The organism is Pseudoalteromonas sp. SWN166, from assembly GCF_015864485.1.
In the GTDB taxonomy this organism is placed as follows: domain Bacteria; phylum Pseudomonadota; class Gammaproteobacteria; order Enterobacterales; family Alteromonadaceae; genus Pseudoalteromonas.
This window is the reverse complement of sequence record NZ_JADYXB010000020.1, coordinates 20,584-36,858: the sequence shown is the minus strand read 5'-3', so window position 1 is coordinate 36,858 and position 16,275 is coordinate 20,584. Positions and strand designations below refer to the sequence as shown.

The 16,275-nt window shown below is 38.7% G+C and carries 14 protein-coding genes and 2 pseudogenes; 2 read left to right on the top strand and 14 right to left on the bottom strand.

Features of this window, described 5'->3' with window-relative positions; genetic code table 11:
* Window positions 1-711 precede the first annotated feature (711 nt).
* Window positions 712-1,104: pseudogene (cysZ, locus tag I6F49_RS12945) on the top strand (sulfate transporter CysZ); the annotation flags it as partial.
* 606 nt (window positions 1,105-1,710) lie between these two features.
* On the opposite strand, the gene I6F49_RS12940 reads toward cysZ (I6F49_RS12945), so the two are convergent.
* A complete protein-coding gene (locus tag I6F49_RS12940; RefSeq protein WP_197180852.1) occupies window positions 1,711-3,270 on the bottom strand; it encodes a BCCT family transporter in 1,560 nt (519 codons plus the stop codon).
* 560 nt (window positions 3,271-3,830) lie between these two features.
* Window positions 3,831-4,184, bottom strand: coding sequence for a YkgJ family cysteine cluster protein (locus tag I6F49_RS12935; RefSeq protein WP_165728894.1), 354 nt, complete (start codon window positions 4,182-4,184; stop codon window positions 3,831-3,833).
* Window positions 4,185-4,536: 352 nt separating this feature from the next.
* On the opposite strand from I6F49_RS12935, the gene cysZ (I6F49_RS12930) reads away from it, so the two are divergent.
* A complete protein-coding gene (cysZ, locus tag I6F49_RS12930; protein ID WP_197180877.1) occupies window positions 4,537-5,247 on the top strand; it encodes a sulfate transporter CysZ in 711 nt (236 codons plus the stop codon).
* Window positions 5,248-5,294: 47 nt separating this feature from the next.
* Here cysZ (I6F49_RS12930) and rlmM read toward each other — a convergent pair whose 3' ends face one another.
* The 12 genes and pseudogenes from rlmM to hemA all read right to left on the bottom strand — a co-directional run bounded on the left by rlmM (window position 5,295) and on the right by hemA (window position 16,216).
* Window positions 5,295-6,380, bottom strand: coding sequence for a 23S rRNA (cytidine(2498)-2'-O)-methyltransferase RlmM (gene rlmM, locus I6F49_RS12925; RefSeq protein WP_197180850.1), 1,086 nt, complete (start codon window positions 6,378-6,380; stop codon window positions 5,295-5,297).
* 17 nt (window positions 6,381-6,397) lie between these two features.
* The gene (locus I6F49_RS12920; RefSeq protein WP_166419119.1) at window positions 6,398-6,766 is read right to left on the bottom strand and encodes a DUF423 domain-containing protein; all 369 of its coding nucleotides are present in this window, start codon (window positions 6,764-6,766) and stop codon (window positions 6,398-6,400) included.
* Between the two features lie 19 nt (window positions 6,767-6,785).
* Window positions 6,786-7,421 carry an alpha/beta family hydrolase gene (locus tag I6F49_RS12915; RefSeq protein ID WP_197180848.1) on the bottom strand — a complete coding sequence of 212 codons (636 nt, stop codon included), beginning with the start codon at window positions 7,419-7,421 and terminating at the stop codon, window positions 6,786-6,788.
* A 2-nt stretch (window positions 7,422-7,423) separates the two neighbouring features.
* Entirely contained in the window at window positions 7,424-8,326 is a 903-nt protein-coding gene (locus tag I6F49_RS12910) for a transcriptional regulator GcvA (protein ID WP_166419121.1), read from the bottom strand.
* Window positions 8,327-8,447: 121 nt separating this feature from the next.
* Window positions 8,448-9,302, bottom strand: coding sequence for a 3-deoxy-8-phosphooctulonate synthase (kdsA, locus tag I6F49_RS12905; RefSeq protein ID WP_166419122.1), 855 nt, complete (start codon window positions 9,300-9,302; stop codon window positions 8,448-8,450).
* Window positions 9,303-9,311: 9 nt separating this feature from the next.
* Complete coding sequence (locus I6F49_RS12900; RefSeq protein WP_197180846.1) at window positions 9,312-10,565, bottom strand: DUF819 family protein; 1,254 nt, start codon at window positions 10,563-10,565, stop codon at window positions 9,312-9,314.
* Between the two features lie 14 nt (window positions 10,566-10,579).
* Window positions 10,580-11,407: a tetratricopeptide repeat protein gene (locus I6F49_RS12895; protein WP_197180844.1), complete on the bottom strand. Its 828-nt coding sequence runs from the start codon at window positions 11,405-11,407 to the stop codon at window positions 10,580-10,582.
* Between the two features lie 148 nt (window positions 11,408-11,555).
* Window positions 11,556-11,930 carry a SirB2 family protein gene (locus I6F49_RS12890; RefSeq protein ID WP_197180842.1) on the bottom strand — a complete coding sequence of 125 codons (375 nt, stop codon included), beginning with the start codon at window positions 11,928-11,930 and terminating at the stop codon, window positions 11,556-11,558.
* A gap of 89 nt (window positions 11,931-12,019) precedes the next feature.
* Window positions 12,020-12,970 (bottom strand): annotated as a pseudogene (locus I6F49_RS12885) (DUF3369 domain-containing protein); the annotation flags it as partial.
* Between the two features lie 54 nt (window positions 12,971-13,024).
* Window positions 13,025-13,864: a peptide chain release factor N(5)-glutamine methyltransferase gene (gene prmC, locus I6F49_RS12880; protein WP_197180840.1), complete on the bottom strand. Its 840-nt coding sequence runs from the start codon at window positions 13,862-13,864 to the stop codon at window positions 13,025-13,027.
* 2 nt (window positions 13,865-13,866) lie between these two features.
* On the bottom strand, window positions 13,867-14,952 hold the full coding sequence (gene prfA, locus I6F49_RS12875) for a peptide chain release factor 1 (protein ID WP_007583962.1): 1,086 nt from the start codon (window positions 14,950-14,952) through the stop codon (window positions 13,867-13,869).
* Between the two features lie 7 nt (window positions 14,953-14,959).
* On the bottom strand, window positions 14,960-16,216 hold the full coding sequence (gene hemA, locus I6F49_RS12870) for a glutamyl-tRNA reductase (protein ID WP_197180838.1): 1,257 nt from the start codon (window positions 16,214-16,216) through the stop codon (window positions 14,960-14,962).
* Window positions 16,217-16,275: the final 59 nt, after the last annotated feature.

The window sequence follows — 16,275 nt, the reverse complement described above, 5'->3', positions numbered from 1 at the left end:
TTATTTATACATATTGATACAACAAAAGCCTCAAGCAGATGCTTTTTTACTATGGAGTAAAGTTCAGTATAGTCATGATTAGTAAGTTTATTATTTTATTAATAAAAAACTAATCTGACCTATTTTGATCAATCATAATTGCATATTACTAAACATCTGTAGTTACCATATAACCAAAATAGCAACATTAAAGCTAACACTTTGTTACCTAAAAATACTGTTTAAAATTACTCAGCTATTTATAACTGTCACTAATGGAAAATATTTTTGAAGTTACAGTGCAGATCACGCAAGGTATGGAATATTTTTTCAGGATTTAAATTAATTAGCCAAAAAGGGTTAAAGCGTTTTGTGCTTATCCCGCTTTTAATTAATATTTTACTATTTGATAGCTCGTTTTTTTATTTTTCTGGTTAAACGACTGTTTTAGCTACATAAATAACATACTACCCGAGTGGTTAAGCTGGCTAGAGTAGTTAATGTGGCCAATCGCAGTTTTGCGTCGTATTATTTGGCTGCAGCATGCTATTTACTATAATCACTAATTTTATTATACCAATCTGCTTATATAGGGGGTCTATTTAACGTTAAGAAAATTACGCTAGAACTAGGCAAAAATTTTTGTATCAAGTTATTCTAAATAAAAAACTTTTAACGACGTTGTAGTGCAATTTGATTCGTTAAATTGATCAAAGATTTATGCAGGTTGGTATTACAGCCCCATTCAATGCTTTATTAAGCGAAAAAGTTGAGCTTTATTTAACGGGCCAAAAAATTAGCGATGACGGCTTTTCTGAATTAGTTAAAGATGTACCTGGAATGCTTGCCCGTGAGTGAACAAAGCTGTGCTACTACCCTCTATGCACTATTTGCTTTTTTATATTACTTTGGGTTTTACCGGTCATTGGTCAAGTATTATGGGGTTTATTTACGTGTTGGATGTGTGCGGTGCAATACGAAGACTATGCGTTTGATAACCATAAAATTGACTTTAAGCAGATGAAAGACGATTTAAAAGCTAAGCAAGGTGTATCGTACGGATTTGGTTTTGCTGTTATGTTATTAACCGCTATACCATTTATAAACTTAATCGTTATGCCTATTTGCTGTGTGATTATGCTCACCGAGCCTTTAATTTTAATCCTTGCTTTAACCCTTATTGCTGGTGCTGCTGCACTGCAAAGTTTACTTGGTTTTGGCTTAGGGGTTATTGCTACGCCAATTTTAGTATTGATTTATCCTGCTTTTATACCCGCCCCTATTTTGCTTCTAGGACTAGGCTTATCGCTATTAAGTGCACTAAATAATAAAAAGAACATACAGATTAGTCGTATTAGCATTACTTTATGCGGGCGTTTTAGGTAGACGTTACCCTAGCTATAGCAGCGGTGTAACCAACTTAATAACCACTGATAACAAGCAAGCGTTAACCATTATTTGTAGTTCAAGGGTCGATTTAACTACCTCACTTCAAAGTGATAACAGTTATATGATTAGCGCTGAAAAAATTGAAAAAAACAAAAATCACTCAGTTAATCATGGGATCGGAATTGACGAAGATATTTGGCTAAAAATAAATTATCTCGGTGTGGGGTCTTGGTAGAAAACCCCGACCACTCTAGACTCGATGCCGGGGGCGCTAACCTATAAATAAGATTGATTACCTCACGTTGGGCAATCAATCCTTTATTTAGCTTTAATACCTATTGCTTATAAACCTTGCTCAGTAGCCATTTTTTTCGCAATTTGTGGGGCAGTCCAAAGTGATGGTAACAACACAAATGATACAGGTACGGCGGTTACTACAATAAACGACTGCAGTGCAGAAATACCACCTGAACCTATCGAAATTAATATTGCTGCCATAACCCCCATCATAATGCCCCAAAACACTCTAACGGGTGTTTGCGGATGATCGTTACCCGTCATTACCATAGATACAGAGTAGGTCATGGAGTCACCCGTGGTTGCTACAAATATTGTGGTTAAAATTAAAAACAACACCGATATAACAAAGCCCATAGGCAGCTGCTCAGTAATGGCCAACAGTGCAGCGGGTAAATTTAAGCCCGCAAAGGGTTCTGAAATAACACCCGGGTTTGCTAACTCAAAAAATATACCAGAACCACCCACTATCGTAAACCAAAAACAAGTAATAACAGGAGCAATTATTGAGATAAGCGTGATCATTTCGCGAATAGTACGGCCGCGTGAAATTCGTGCAACAAACATAGCCATTAAAGGTCCATAACCTAAAAACCAGCCCCAAAAGAATACCGTCCACCAGTCTAACCAGGCGGTATCGGCACGAAAAGTGGCCATAGGAATAAAGTTATTAATATAAAGCCCAAACGAATGAATATAGCTATCAAAAATAAAAGCTGTAGGCCCCATCAGCAAAATAAACAGCATTAACGCTACGGCTAAAATTACATTAAAGCGACTGAGTAATTGAATTCCTTTAGTGACGCCACTTACAGCAGATAGAGTATAAATTGCAATTAAACCAAATAAAATAGCCACTTGAGTGGTGTAAGTATCTGGAATACCAAATAGCTTTTCTAAACCAAAACTTACTTGCAACCCTAAAAAACCAATAGGGCCTACCGTGCCTGCTACTACAGCTATAACACAACACGAATCGACAATAGCACCAAATGCGCCTTTCATTACGCGATCGCCAAATACCGGATACAACAAAGTACGCGGCTTAAGCGGTAAACCTTTTTCGTAATGTAAATGCATATAAACTATGCCAGTAAGGCTGCCTAAAATAGCCCAGGCTAAAAACCCCCAATGCATAAAGCTTTGCGCTAAAGCATTAAATGCAGCCTCTTTAGTGCCTGACTCACCACCAAAAATTGGCGGCGGCGAAATAAAATGCGCCATGGGCTCAGCAGCAGCCCAAAACACCCCACCACCAGCAAGGAGTGTACACATAATAATGCTTATCCACTTAAAGGTGGTAATCTCTGGCTTTTTTAAACCACCTAATACCACTTTTCCGGTACGTCCAAAGGCTAAAAACAACCCAATTATAAAGGTCGAAAGCAATAATATTTGCCAAAAGGCACCAAACGTCTTAGTAGAAAAAGCAAAGGCGGTATTGCTCCAACTCGACATTAAATCAATATCATAAAGTGCTAGCACAGCAAATAGCACAAGGATGCCACCACTGATTAAAAATACCGGTATATCAACCCCAGCCAAATACTTTATTGTAGATGAATGCTCATCCTCATGTTGTTTTGTTACTCCAGTAGTGCTCATTTATCGTCTCTTGATGGATTTTTAGTTACCGACATAGCGACATACCACAACACCCACCCTAAATACGAAATGAAGCGACGCGAATCAAAAGGTTAAATTATCTTTCGATCTTACTTTATTTCGAGTTTAGAAAATGCCATAACAAATATCTTAACTGCCAACTTGTAAATATTTTACCCTTTTCAGCCACCTAATCCAACGGTACTCTAATTATTAATAGTGAATTTACACAATAGTAAAGCCTTGCTTACAGCTATTTTTAATAATAAACAAATATAAAACAACAATTTTGAAGGGGTTAGGAAAACAGAAATAGCAATATAAATAAAGAGATGGAAAGTACAGCGATAGAACAAGATACATAAGGCTAAGTATATTAATAGTCAAATGCATCATTAATCTCGCAATATATTTAATATGTATTGATAGTATTTTTGTAAAAATAACGAAGATAATATTTTGGGTAAATTTATTGATAGTTTCTAAATTATTAGCAACGCGTATAACACACATAAAAAAAGCGCTTAATAAGCGCTCTATTACTTTAATAAATACGATACTTACACTAATACTTGACGCGTGTTTGCTATAAAGTGATGTACTTCGCGCTCAATTTTAGGGTCAACAGGCTCATCTGGTCGACGATCATTCGGGCAAGGCATTTTTGGCGTAGTACCAAATAAGCGACAAATTAATGGGCGCTCGTCATATACAGTGCAGCCATTGGGGCCAAGATGCACACAATTGAACTCGTTTAACGCCGCTTCATGCTCCGCATCTGTTTTTACCGGTAAGCGCGACATTTCCTCTGAAGATGTTGTTACTGGCCCGCAGCAGTCGTGGCATCCTTTTACGCATTCAAACGCTGGAATATTAGCGCGCAATCGTAAAATTACTTCCTGATTTTTGTACATCACTATTTATACCCTTTATTTTTGCAACGCACTGACGCGGCAACTTTACTAATTTCTCCACAATGCATCAAAACGATGCCTAAGCCTAGAGTGGCTAGATCAGCTATAGTACGCTTTGCACTGCCCAAAAATCAAGCTAAGTTAGCGTTTAATTACGCCATAGTGTTAATATATACAGCTTGCAAACTAATTGTCGCTTATTAAGCTGGGAGGAGAAAATAGTAAACTGGCCGTTGTTATTATTTAACTTAAACACTTTGTTACCTAAAAATACTGTTTAAAATTACTCAGCTATTTATACTGTCACTAATGGTGAATATTTTTTGAGGTTACAGTGCAGATCACACAAGGTATGGAATATTTTTTTTCAGGATTTAAATTAATTAGCCAAAAGGGGTTAAAGCGTTTTGTACTTATCCCGCTTTTAATTAATATTTTGCTATTTGGTAGTTCGTTGTTTTTCTTATTTGGATGGTTAAGTGATAGCTTTAGCTATATCAATAACATGCTACCAGAGTGGTTAAGCTGGCTTGAATGGCTAATGTGGCCAATTGCAGTATTAGTCGTGCTATTTAGCTATAGTATGCTCTTTACAGTCATCACTAATTTTATTGCAGCCCCCTTTAATGCTTTATTAAGCGAAAAAGTTGAGCTTTATTTAACGGGTCAAAAAATTAATGATGACGGCTTTGCCGATTTATTAAAAGATGTGCCTAGAATGCTTGGCCGTGAGTGGACAAAATTATGTTATTACCTGCCTCGCGCAATTGGCTTTTTCATACTACTTTGGGTTTTACCTGTCATAGGCCAAATATTATGGGTTTTGTTTACCTGTTGGATGTACGCGGTGCAGTATGAAGACTATGCGTTTGATAACCATAAAATTAGCTTTAAGCAGATGAAAGACGATTTAAAATCTAAGCAAGGTTTATCATACGGGTTTGGTTTTGCCGTAATGCTACTAACCGCAATCCCGTTTATAAACTTAATAGTTATGCCTGTAGCTGTATGCGGTGCAACTCGTTTATGGGTTGATAATTACAGGCCTAAATACAGAAGTTAAAAGTAAAAATGGGTCCAGCGACCCATTTTTGTTACCACATAAAAATGCTAGCTATACAAATTTTGTGGCACCTTAGTAACGTTTAAATGAACGGTTATTTCCTCACGATCATGATATAGATGCTTAGCTTGTAACTCGTAATTGATACCTTGTTTCTCAAGCTCTTTTCTGATCATCGAAAGGCATTCATAAACACTATCAAAGCGCTTTTTCATAGGTAGCTTTAAGTTAAATATAAACTCTTTTGCGTATGCATTTACTGCCCAGTCAATCATTAGCGTAGTCACTTTGGTTGGTTTTTCTACCATATCGCACACTAACCAAGTAACATTTCTTTTTTCTGGGCGATATTTAAAACCGTCGACTCTAAAGTGTTTAACTTGCCCGGTTTGCATTAAATCGTCGTTCATTGGGCCATTATCAATCGCGCTTACAAACATACCACGGCGTACAAGCTGATAAGTCCAACCACCTGGGCATGCGCCTAAATCAACACTGCGCATACCTGCAGCCACGCGTGATTCACGTTGTTGCTCAGGAATAAATACATTAAATGCTTCATCTAATTTTAACGTTGAACGACTAGGTGCATCGCTTGGCATACGAAGGCGTAAAATACCCATGAAAAATGGAGAATTATTAAAGCTATACGAGTAACCAACGTAAGCCGTATTGTTTGTTAAAAACATAACATGCATTACTGGGCGGTTTGCTTTTGGCTCGCGCAGTACAGTATTTTGTTTTTCGAGGGCTTTTTTAAGCGGTGTTGAGATTTTTTTACAGAACGTTAAAAGCTCTTTGCCTTCATTTGTATCTGGCGTTTCTACGCGTAGCTCTGAGCATAATGTATAGTCTTTAGCAGCTTCGACTACTGCGCTTACACGGTCTTCCACTGGCATATTTTCGAGTAATGTACCGGCAAACCATTGGCGTGCAAACACCATGTTTTTAAAATCGACCTTTTTGATTATTTCGTCGCTGTGATGCGCTTCAAAACATTCGTAAACAACATAACCTGTATTTGGTTTTGCTTTTACATACCCTGCAAAACCTTGCTCTGCAGCATGAAACGTTATTTCAGCAGCGGCATCGTTTTCAAAACCACTACGACAAAAAATCACAACACTAGACATATTAACCCTTAAACTCTTTAAAACTTAAATCGTGCAACTTGCACTAAAATAACAATCCAACCAATAATAAAGCACAACCCACCAAGTGGTGTTATCGGCCCTAGCCACTTCATTCCTGTTAGAGCGAGTAAATATAAACTGCCACTAAAAAGTAGTGTGCCCGTTATAAAAAAGCCACCAGCCCAACTTAGGTTTATACCCCATTTAATTAAAATAGCCACCGCAATCAATGCAAGTCCATGCACCATTTGATACTCAGCAGCTGTTTTAAAAACCCCTAATGAATACTCCGATAAACGGCTTTTTAAACCATGGGCAGCAAATGCACCTAACATAACCGAAAGCATACAAAAAATACTGCCGGCCATTAAAAATAATTTTATCATTTAACCTCCTAATCGAATTTTAACACTTCTCAATTTGTTGCTTAATAAATTCAACAGCCCTTAATGCTGCTGTTTCTCTATTTTGCAGTTCAGTTACGCCACTTTTTTTACGTGGTTTTAATGAATGGTCGCCATCAGTCAGCCATGTGAGTAAAGGCTGTTTTGGCATTTGCATAGTAAGTAGTTCTTCACGTGTACCAAATGTATCTCGCTCGCCCTGTAATACTAAAAAAGGACAAATAATATCAGCAAAATGGTCGGTGCGTAGTTTTTCTGGCTTACCCGGCGGATGAAATGGATACCCAAATGCAACAACACCTTTAACGGGCTGCTCAGTGGTACATGCGAGCATTGATGCCATGCGCCCACCCATCGATTTACCGCCTATAAACAAGGGTAAGTTTGGCTCTACTTGCGTAAGTACTTGCTCATAATGATTAAGCAGTTTTGGCGCTCGTTCAGGAGGCCTGCGTTTATTGGTTTGTTTAGCAATTTGCATATATTCAAAATCAAATAAACCAACATCAACACCTTGCTCGCTTATTAATTTTGCCATATGTTGCATAAAGTCAGAATCGCTACCGGCGCCTGCCCCATGCGCAAATATAAACTGTGCAATTGCAGGTCGTGCCGTGCTTTTAAACCATTCAATCATTATTAATACTCATATTCCTGCTCATGCTCTACTAAGCTCAACATCCACTCTTTAAACGAGACTATTTTACCAAGCTCTGTTTGCGATTCACGTAGCACTAAATAATACGCATTTTTGCTTTCTAGGCTGTGATTAAATGGAATAACCAATCGCCCTGCATCTATATCAGGCTTTGCTAAAACACTATTACCAATTGCTACACCTTGCCCGTGTACAGCAGCTTGTAACACCATTGATGAGTGACTAAATATAGGGCCTTGGTTAACTTGAACATTACGCACACCTGCGGTTTTCATCCATGTTTTCCAGTTTTTACGTGTAGTGTCGTGCAATAAAGTGTGATGCGCTAAATCACTAGGTTGATCAAGCGGCTTTGGCCCGCTCAATAACATAGGGCTGCAAAGTGGTACTAAATATTCGGTATGAAGTTTATATGCCTGAACACCATTCCAATGGCCTCGGCCATAATAAATAGCAACGTCTACGTCATCAGTCAGTGAGTTTTCATCTTGGTCTTGCGCTTTTATTCGCACGTCTATTTCTGGATGTAACTCATTAAATAAACTCAAACGAGGCACTAACCACTGAATAGCAAAGCTTGGCGTTAAACTTACTGTTAGTGAGCCTTTAGCACCACGCGCTAATAGCTTTTCAGTTGCATCAATAAGCTGAGTGAAAATCTCTTTAATATCTAAAAAATAGCCTTGGCCTTCTTCAGTTAATAGTAAAGAGCGATTTTTACGTAAAAACAACTTCAAACCTAAATGCTCTTCAAGTGTTTTTATTTGATGGCTCACTGCCGCCTGCGTTACATAAAGCTCTTCTGCAGCCTTAGTAAAACTTAAATGACGCGCAGCCGCTTCAAAAGCTTTTAATGCGTTTAATGGAGGTACTCGTCTTGACATAATAACCAAGCTTAGAATTAGTTTTTCTTATGCGTGAGATTATATACATCATATAAGTTTGTGTATATTAAAGGCATAAAAAAAGCGACTTAAGTCGCTTTTTAATAAACATTATGCTGAGTTATAAGTCGCTTGCACTTGTATCAAGTGGTGCAAAGCTTTTAATTAAATCATCAACCGCTTTCATTTGCGTTAAGTAACCTTCTAACTTGCTAAGCGCTAGTGCACATGGGCCATCACATTTAGCTTCATTAGGGTTAGGATGCGCTTCAATAAATAAACCAGCTATGCCTAAAGCCATACCACTGCGAGCAAGCTCTGCAGCTTGTGCACGACGACCATCTGCAGAATCAGCTCGGCCACCAGGGCGTTGAAGTGCATGCGTTGCATCAAAAATTACAGGCGCCATGGCTTTCATATCATCCATACCCAGCATATCAACCACTAAATTATTGTAACCAAAGCTAGAACCACGTTCACAAAGTGCGATGTTGTTATTACCCGCTTCATTAAATTTAGTAATGATATGGCGCATCTCGTGTGGCGCTAAAAACTGTGGTTTTTTCACGTTAATAATTGCACCCGTTTTAGCCATCGCCACAACTAAATCTGTTTGACGTGCTAAAAAGGCGGGTAACTGAATAACATCAACTACTTCAGCCACTGGTGCTGCTTGATGTGGTTCGTGTACGTCAGTAATAAGAGGAATATTAAACGTGTTTTTAATCTCTTCGAATATTTTTAACCCTTCTTCCATACCAGGACCACGGTACGAATTGATTGAAGAACGGTTAGCTTTATCGAATGATGCTTTAAATACATAAGGAATATTTAATTTAGTCGTCACTTCTACGTAATGCTCTGCAACACGCATAGCTAAGTCGCGAGATTCTAATACGTTAATACCGCCAAACAATACAAATGGTTTGTTGTTTGCCAGTTCAATTTCATTAATTTTAATAATTTGGTCTTTCATTTAAATTCCTTAAGGTGCAACTGCTTGCATCATTAATCCACAAATATAAGCCATATAAGTACCCACGCCGTAACCTAATACAGCTAGCAGAACACCAACAGGTGCTAATGACGGGTGAAACGCTGATGCTACAACAGGTGCAGACGCTGCGCCGCCTACATTAGCCTGAGAGCCTACGGCCATATAAAATAACGGTGCTTTAATAAGTTTAGCTACTACTAACATTATGCTTGCATGCACTAACATCCAAATTGCGCCAACTAAAAATAACCCTGGGTTATTAAAAATAGCCGTTACGTTCATGTGCAAACCAATTGATGCGACTAAAATATACAAAAAGCTAGAGGCTACTTTAGAAGCGCCAAACGCTTCTATTTGCCTTACTTTAGTAAACGATAAGCCTATACCTATCGTTGTTGATATAACTATTAGCCAAAAGAACTTACTGTTTAAGCTGTATTCTTTTGCCCACTCATAGGTAGTGCCAAAGTACGGGCCTAAAAAGTCAGCGCAAAAATGCGCTAAACCGGTTATACCAAATGCTATTGCAAGCAACATCATGTAATCGTTAAGAGTAGGTATGCGCGCGTGTTCAGCGTGATAGGCTTCAACGCGTTTTTTTAAATCTTCAATTGCGCTTGTATCGGCGCCAGTAGCAGCATCAATTTTTTTATGATTTGCTGCCAATAACAATAAAACAGCCATCCAAATATTAGCAACTATTACATCGACTGTAATCATTACAGAAAATATATCACCGCCAACTTCAAACATTTCTTTCATTGATGCTTGGTTAGCACCGCCGCCAATCCAGCTACCCGCAACGGTTGTCATACCGCGCCATACTGCATCAGGTCCATGCCCGCCAACAATACTTGGATCAAATGCACTCACTACTAAAATAGCTAATGGGCCGCCAATAACAATCCCGAGTGTACCCACTAAAAACATAATAAGTGCTTTAGGGCCTAAGTTAATAATGGCTTTTAAATCAATACTTATTGTAAGAAGTATTAAACAGGCAGGCAGTAAATAGCGCGAAGCCACATAGTAAACATTGGATTTATTACCATCTACAATACCAAAAGTATTTAATAACGAGGGTAAAAAGTAACACAGTAGTAAAGCTGGTACGTATTTGTAAAATCGTTTTAAAGCTGGACGCTCACTGTTTGAAGTTTTAAAAATAAACCCCAAAATAACAGCAAGTAAACCAAGCACAACGGCATCATTAGTAATTAATGCACTTTGAGTTTCAACCATAATTATTCCTATTCTTAATGGTGCGTTTTATTATTATCTTCTAGTTCTTCAATTTGGTGCTGAATTATCTCTATTGCAGGATCATCCGGACACTCATCTACAAAAAACTGTAAATCATCACGTGCCATTTTAGGGCAACCGAGCTGATTTAATAAGTAACCTCTGTCGCGTCTCTCATACGGGTCGTCGCCTATTAGCTCCATTAGCATCTCTACACAGGTCAAAGCGTGACCAAATTTATTTTCGCTAATGAAAGACCATTTTTGCTGAGCTAAAAATAGCTTATATACTTCATCATCAAAAATGAGTTCGAGTGGCTCTTGCTCTTGGCCATCATCTTCATCTGCATTTTCAGGGATGATATACCAGCTTTGTTGTCCACTACTTGGCTCTATTATGTAACCTTCTTCATCACTAATCGCCACATGTACGCCAACATCACCTTGTGTAAGACTAAGATTCGCGTCAAAGTTAGCTTGCTGTAAAAAGTGACAAAGTATAACTGCCAGTGTTGTAGGTGAACCACTGCGCATAGAAAGCGTATAGCTTAGTGTATTTAATTTATATTCAGGCACTTTTAAGCCTGAGGCACTAAATAGCCAATCGCTGTAAAACATATCTAATAATTTTTCGAGACGATCGTGCTCATCACTCACTTTTAAACACAGCGCTGAAATTTGCTGTTCAAAGTCAGTTAAAATTTCATAACATGGTGTTAAATCTATCTGAGGGTCCCATTTTGACTCTGCTTTAATACAGCGATAAATCGCTGGAGGTGTAAATTCATCGTAAGCATCATCAAGATAAGATTCATCGTGTTCGTCAAACCCGAGGGTAGTCATTAATACTGCAACATTTTAGAAAACGAAAGCGTAGTTTACCTAACTTTAAAGCTATATACCAATATAGAGATGTTTTTGAATATTTTCTGAGAGGGAGTCGTATTTGAGCTTCACAAAGAATTATAAAGCTCAAATAGTTAGATATTACTTAAAGCAAAAAAGCTGATTTAGACGTCGCCAAATAGCCTATAGCCAAAATAACAGCAGTGTTAACTAAAACGAAAGCAACTTTAGCAGTCATTTTAGTTTGTCTGGCGCTTTTAGCCCCAATACCAATATATATAATCACTAAAACTATTTTTTCTAATAGCCAATATTGTTCAAACGGGTTTATTTTAGCCATAAATATAAGTGTAAGTGCAGACACTAACAACAACGTATCTATGCTGTGACTGCCAATCATTACCACTTTATTTTTCGCTAATTTACCACTACCCATTCGCGAAAATGCGCGAACATAAAATAAAATCACACTTAACATCGCAATTGCCATGTGTGAGTGCTTTACTGCTAAATAATCCATATGCCCCTGTACTTCTGTTTTATAAAAATCTAATCAGGAAAACGGTTAAAAGCCGCCTCTACTTATCAATAAGTTTTACTGTGTTGTCTCATTTCAGACTGAAGTTGTACGTTTTCAAACGCAAGCTGTACATTTTGCGAGAAAATTTTAATTAAATGTCGCTGTATATCAGTTAAATCTTTTGGGATCCCTGATATAAACAGTATTGAGTTATGATTATACTTGCTGCTGCAATACGCAAATAAGTAGTTTTCTTTATAAATAATACTTTTTTCATTAAGGGCCTGATGGTATGCACTTAACTGCTCGATTTGTAGCACAGCATCAAGCTCTTTACCTTCACTTTTTTCGAAATCGCCAGTGCCAGAACACACAATTAATTTTTTATTATTTCCACTTCCTGGGTTCTGCGCAACCAAAGTGCTCGCATATACTGCTCGATCAGTAACGCCAAGTAAAGATGTTAACTGCTGCATAACCCCTTCAATAAAATGCTCTATTGAATGCGCAGAAAAAATATCACGAGACGCTATAATTATTTTTTCAAGCCCTTCGCGTGACTGCTCTATCGAAATAATATCGCGGTACGAGCGTAGACTCGACATAATAACAGTAAATAGTTTTTGAGCAGTAAGCTCTGTTTTTGATTTATAATCGTTAATATCGTAATTAATAATTACTTGACGCTCAGGAGCCTGTCCAGGTTGCCCTGTTCTTAAAATAATTCGTATATGATTATTCTTAGCCTCTTCGCGAATAAACCTAGCAACTTGTAGGCCGGCATCATCGGTTTCCATTACTACATCAAGTAGCACAATCGCTGCATCGGTATGCTCTTTTATAAGCTCTTTGGCTTCAGCACCCGAATAAGCACTGATAAATTCTAAGCGTTTATTTTGAAACTCAAAATCACTCAACGCTAGTTTTGTAACGGCATGAACTTCAGGTTCGTCATCAACAATTAATACTTTCCAGGTACCGTGTTCAATCTCATCGATTGTCTCTTCTGGCTCATCTGAAAATAAAAAATCACCCATCATAATCGAAATTCCTTCATGGCATTATGTAACGCACTAGCAAGCAATTATTATTATTTAGGGCCACTGTGCAAACGTTACACGGTCATTATTACCAAGGTCTTTCACTGTTTTAATATTAACGAATGCCATTTTTTTAAAAAAATGACGAACAGCTTCACCTTGCTCAAAACCGTGTTCTATTAAAAGATAGCCACTAGATAACAAATAGTCACGTGATTGTGTAATTATTTGTTTAATATCAGACATTCCGCAGTCATCAGCCACTAATGCCGACAAAGGCTCAAAGCGCACATCGCCCTGATTCAAGTGTATATCACTGCTTTCAATATAAGGGGGATTGGTGACAATTAGGTTAAACTTTTCACCGTGCAACTCGCTAAACCAATTACTTTGCTTAACGCGCACGTTATTAATTGCCAGTCGCTGCTGATTACGTGTAGCAAGTGCAACAGCATCGCTTACTCTATCTACAGCCGTAATTTGCCAGTTAGGCATTTCACTGCCCAGTGCTAATGCAATTGCACCAGTACCTGTGCCTAAGTCAAGTACCTTCGCTGTAGCGGGTAGCGCTACTTCAAGTGCTTGTTCTACTAACGTTTCGGTATCTGGTCGCGGTATTAAGGTTGTTGCGTTAACTTCAAGCGATAAACTCCAAAACTCACGCTGCCCCGTAATATGTGCAACGGGCTCACCGTTTAAACGTCTTTGGCAAAAGTTATCAAATTGCTGTTGTTGCTCAGCATTAAGCTCATGCTCTGGCCAAGTAAAAAGGTAACTGTGAGGTTTTTGAAGAATATGTAAAAGTAAAACTTGTGCATCTAATTTAGCACTTTCGCTGCTAGGTGCTAATAAATTAGCGCCTGCAGCAATTGCTTGTTCAAGAGTGTGGCTCACGACTACTCGTCGCCCATAGCCGCTAATAAGTCAGCTTGATGCTCTTGCATTAGTGGGTCAATAACGCAGCTTAAATCACCTGCTACCACTTCATTCAAACGATAAAGTGTTAAATTAATACGGTGATCGGTAATACGACCTTGTGGGTAGTTATAAGTACGAATACGTTCAGAACGATCACCACTACCTACTAAATCACGACGCTCAGATGCTTCTGCCGCATGGCGTTTTTCATCTTCAGCCTGTTGCAAACGTGCTGCAAGTACCGACATAGCTTTAGCCCGGTTTTTATGCTGTGAACGCTGATCCTGACACTCAACCACAACACCGGTAGGTATATGTGTAAGTCGAATAGCAGAATCTGTTTTATTAACGTGCTGACCACCTGCGCCCGATGCACGAAATGTATCAACTTTTAAATCTGCGGTATTAATTTGTATCGCTTCAGCTTCTGGTACTTCCGCCATTACCGCAACAGTACACGCAGAGGTATGAACGCGCCCTTGTGACTCAGTTTCTGGCACACGTTGAACGCGGTGTACACCAGATTCAAACTTTAATTGCCCGTAAACGCCTTCACCACTAATATTCGCAATAACTTCTTTGTAACCACCGTGTTCACCTTCATTGGTGCTCACAACTTCTACTTTCCACTTTTTAGTTTCTGCGTAGCGGCTGTACATACGAAATAAGTCACCAGCAAAAATAGCCGCTTCATCACCGCCTGTTCCTGCACGTACTTCAACAAACACGTTGTTGTTATCGCGCGGATCTTTTGGCAACATTAATACTTGAATTTGATCTTCAATTACCAAAATTTGTGCTTTAGCTTCTTTGTATTCTTCTTGCGCCATTTCACGCATTTCAGGGTCAGAATCTTTAAGCATTTCTTCTGCACTGGCTAAATCGTCTTGCGTTTCTTTGTAGGTTAAAAACGTTTTTACAATCTCTTCAAGCTCAGAGTATTCTTTTGAAAGCCCACGAAAACGATTTTGATCACTAATGACCGACGGGTCGCTTAGCAGCGCTTGTACTTCTTCGTAACGCTCTACTAAGGTTTCTAATTTATTATAAACAGACTCTTTCATTTAACGGTTATTCCTGATCAATACCTAACATTTTTTTCAACTGGTTTAGCTGCGCCACTTCACCTTTTTTCGCTGCGTCTTGTATTGCACGGGTAGGCGCGTGCATTAAGCGATTGGTTAATTTATTGGCGAGCTCTAATATAATTTTTTCTGCATCTTTACCTGTATTTAGCTGACTAACAGCTCGCTCAACAAGTTCTGACTTAATTGTTTGTACATCATTTCGATAATGGCGGATTAAATCTACCGAATCGAGTGAACGCATCCACATTGCAAATTCTTTGGTGCGCTCAGTAATAATTATTTGTGCTTGCTCAGCAGCTTGCTCTCGCGCTGCCATATTCTCGCTTACAATGGTTTGTAAGTCATCAACGGAATATAAATAGGCAGCATCTAGCTCCCCTACTTGGCTTTCTATATCGCGTGGAACCGCAATATCTATAAATAGCATAGGCTTGTGACGGCGCTGCTTAAGCGCTTGTTCAACAACCCCTTTACCAATAATAGGCAAAGTACTGGCTGTAGAACTAATCACTATATCGGCTTTATGTAAACGCTCTGGCAATTGCGCTAAAGCAATTACATCCGCCGACACCTCGTCAGCTAAGCTTCGAGCTCGCTCAATAGTTCGGTTCGCAACGGTGATATTTTGTGGCTCATTTTGATATAAATGTTTAGCAACTAACTCTATGGTTTCGCCGGCGCCAATTAATAATACGTTTGTTTTATCGAGCTTACCGTAAATATGCTTCGCTAAATTAACAGCCGCAAATGCAACCGATACAGCGCTTGCGCCAATATTTGTTTCGGTTCTAACTTGTTTCGCCACCGAAAATGTTTTTTGAAACAATCTATCAAAAGTAACACCTACAGCATCGTGGGTTTTAGCGCTAAAAAACGATTGCTTTATTTGCCCTAAAATTTGCGGTTCGCCTAACACAAGAGAATCCAACCCACACGCTACGCGCATTAGGTGGTTAATGGCGTCATTACCTTCATGACAGTATATATTGCTGCTCAGTTCATGTTCATCCAAACCATGGAAACTGGCAAGCCAAGTCAACAGTGTTTGGGAATTTTGCTGAGCGAGGCTACAATAGATCTCGGTTCGATTGCAGGTAGACACAATAACCGCTTCATTAAAGTCGGCATGGCCGCTTAATTGTTGCAACGCCTCTGAAATTTGCTCAGGCGAAAAGGCCACTTTTTCACGTAATTCTACGGATGCGGTTTTGTGATTTATACCTAGTGCTATTATGGTCATATTTGCCAAATATTGCTGAGCCCTACTTCAAAGGCGGTAATTTTACCAAAAATCAGCGG

Bases quoted from the DNA above. Each gene is read 5' to 3' on its own strand.
- hemA (WP_197180838.1), bottom strand. From the start codon at position 16,216: ATGACCATAATAGCACTAGGTATAAATCACAAAACCGCATCCGTAGAA.
- I6F49_RS12935 (WP_165728894.1), bottom strand. From the start codon at position 4,184: ATGTACAAAAATCAGGAAGTAATTTTACGATTGCGCGCTAATATTCCA.
- kdsA (WP_166419122.1), bottom strand. From the start codon at position 9,302: ATGAAAGACCAAATTATTAAAATTAATGAAATTGAACTGGCAAACAAC.
- I6F49_RS12890 (WP_197180842.1), bottom strand. From the start codon at position 11,930: ATGGATTATTTAGCAGTAAAGCACTCACACATGGCAATTGCGATGTTA.
- rlmM (WP_197180850.1), bottom strand. From the start codon at position 6,380: ATGTCTAGTGTTGTGATTTTTTGTCGTAGTGGTTTTGAAAACGATGCC.
- I6F49_RS12940 (WP_197180852.1), bottom strand. From the start codon at position 3,270: ATGAGCACTACTGGAGTAACAAAACAACATGAGGATGAGCATTCATCT.
- I6F49_RS12910 (WP_166419121.1), bottom strand. From the start codon at position 8,326: ATGTCAAGACGAGTACCTCCATTAAACGCATTAAAAGCTTTTGAAGCG.
- I6F49_RS12915 (WP_197180848.1), bottom strand. From the start codon at position 7,421: ATGATTGAATGGTTTAAAAGCACGGCACGACCTGCAATTGCACAGTTT.
- cysZ (WP_197180877.1), top strand. From the start codon at position 4,537: ATGGAATATTTTTTTTCAGGATTTAAATTAATTAGCCAAAAGGGGTTA.
- I6F49_RS12920 (WP_166419119.1), bottom strand. From the start codon at position 6,766: ATGATAAAATTATTTTTAATGGCCGGCAGTATTTTTTGTATGCTTTCG.
- prfA (WP_007583962.1), bottom strand. From the start codon at position 14,952: ATGAAAGAGTCTGTTTATAATAAATTAGAAACCTTAGTAGAGCGTTAC.
- I6F49_RS12900 (WP_197180846.1), bottom strand. From the start codon at position 10,565: ATGGTTGAAACTCAAAGTGCATTAATTACTAATGATGCCGTTGTGCTT.
- I6F49_RS12895 (WP_197180844.1), bottom strand. From the start codon at position 11,407: ATGACTACCCTCGGGTTTGACGAACACGATGAATCTTATCTTGATGAT.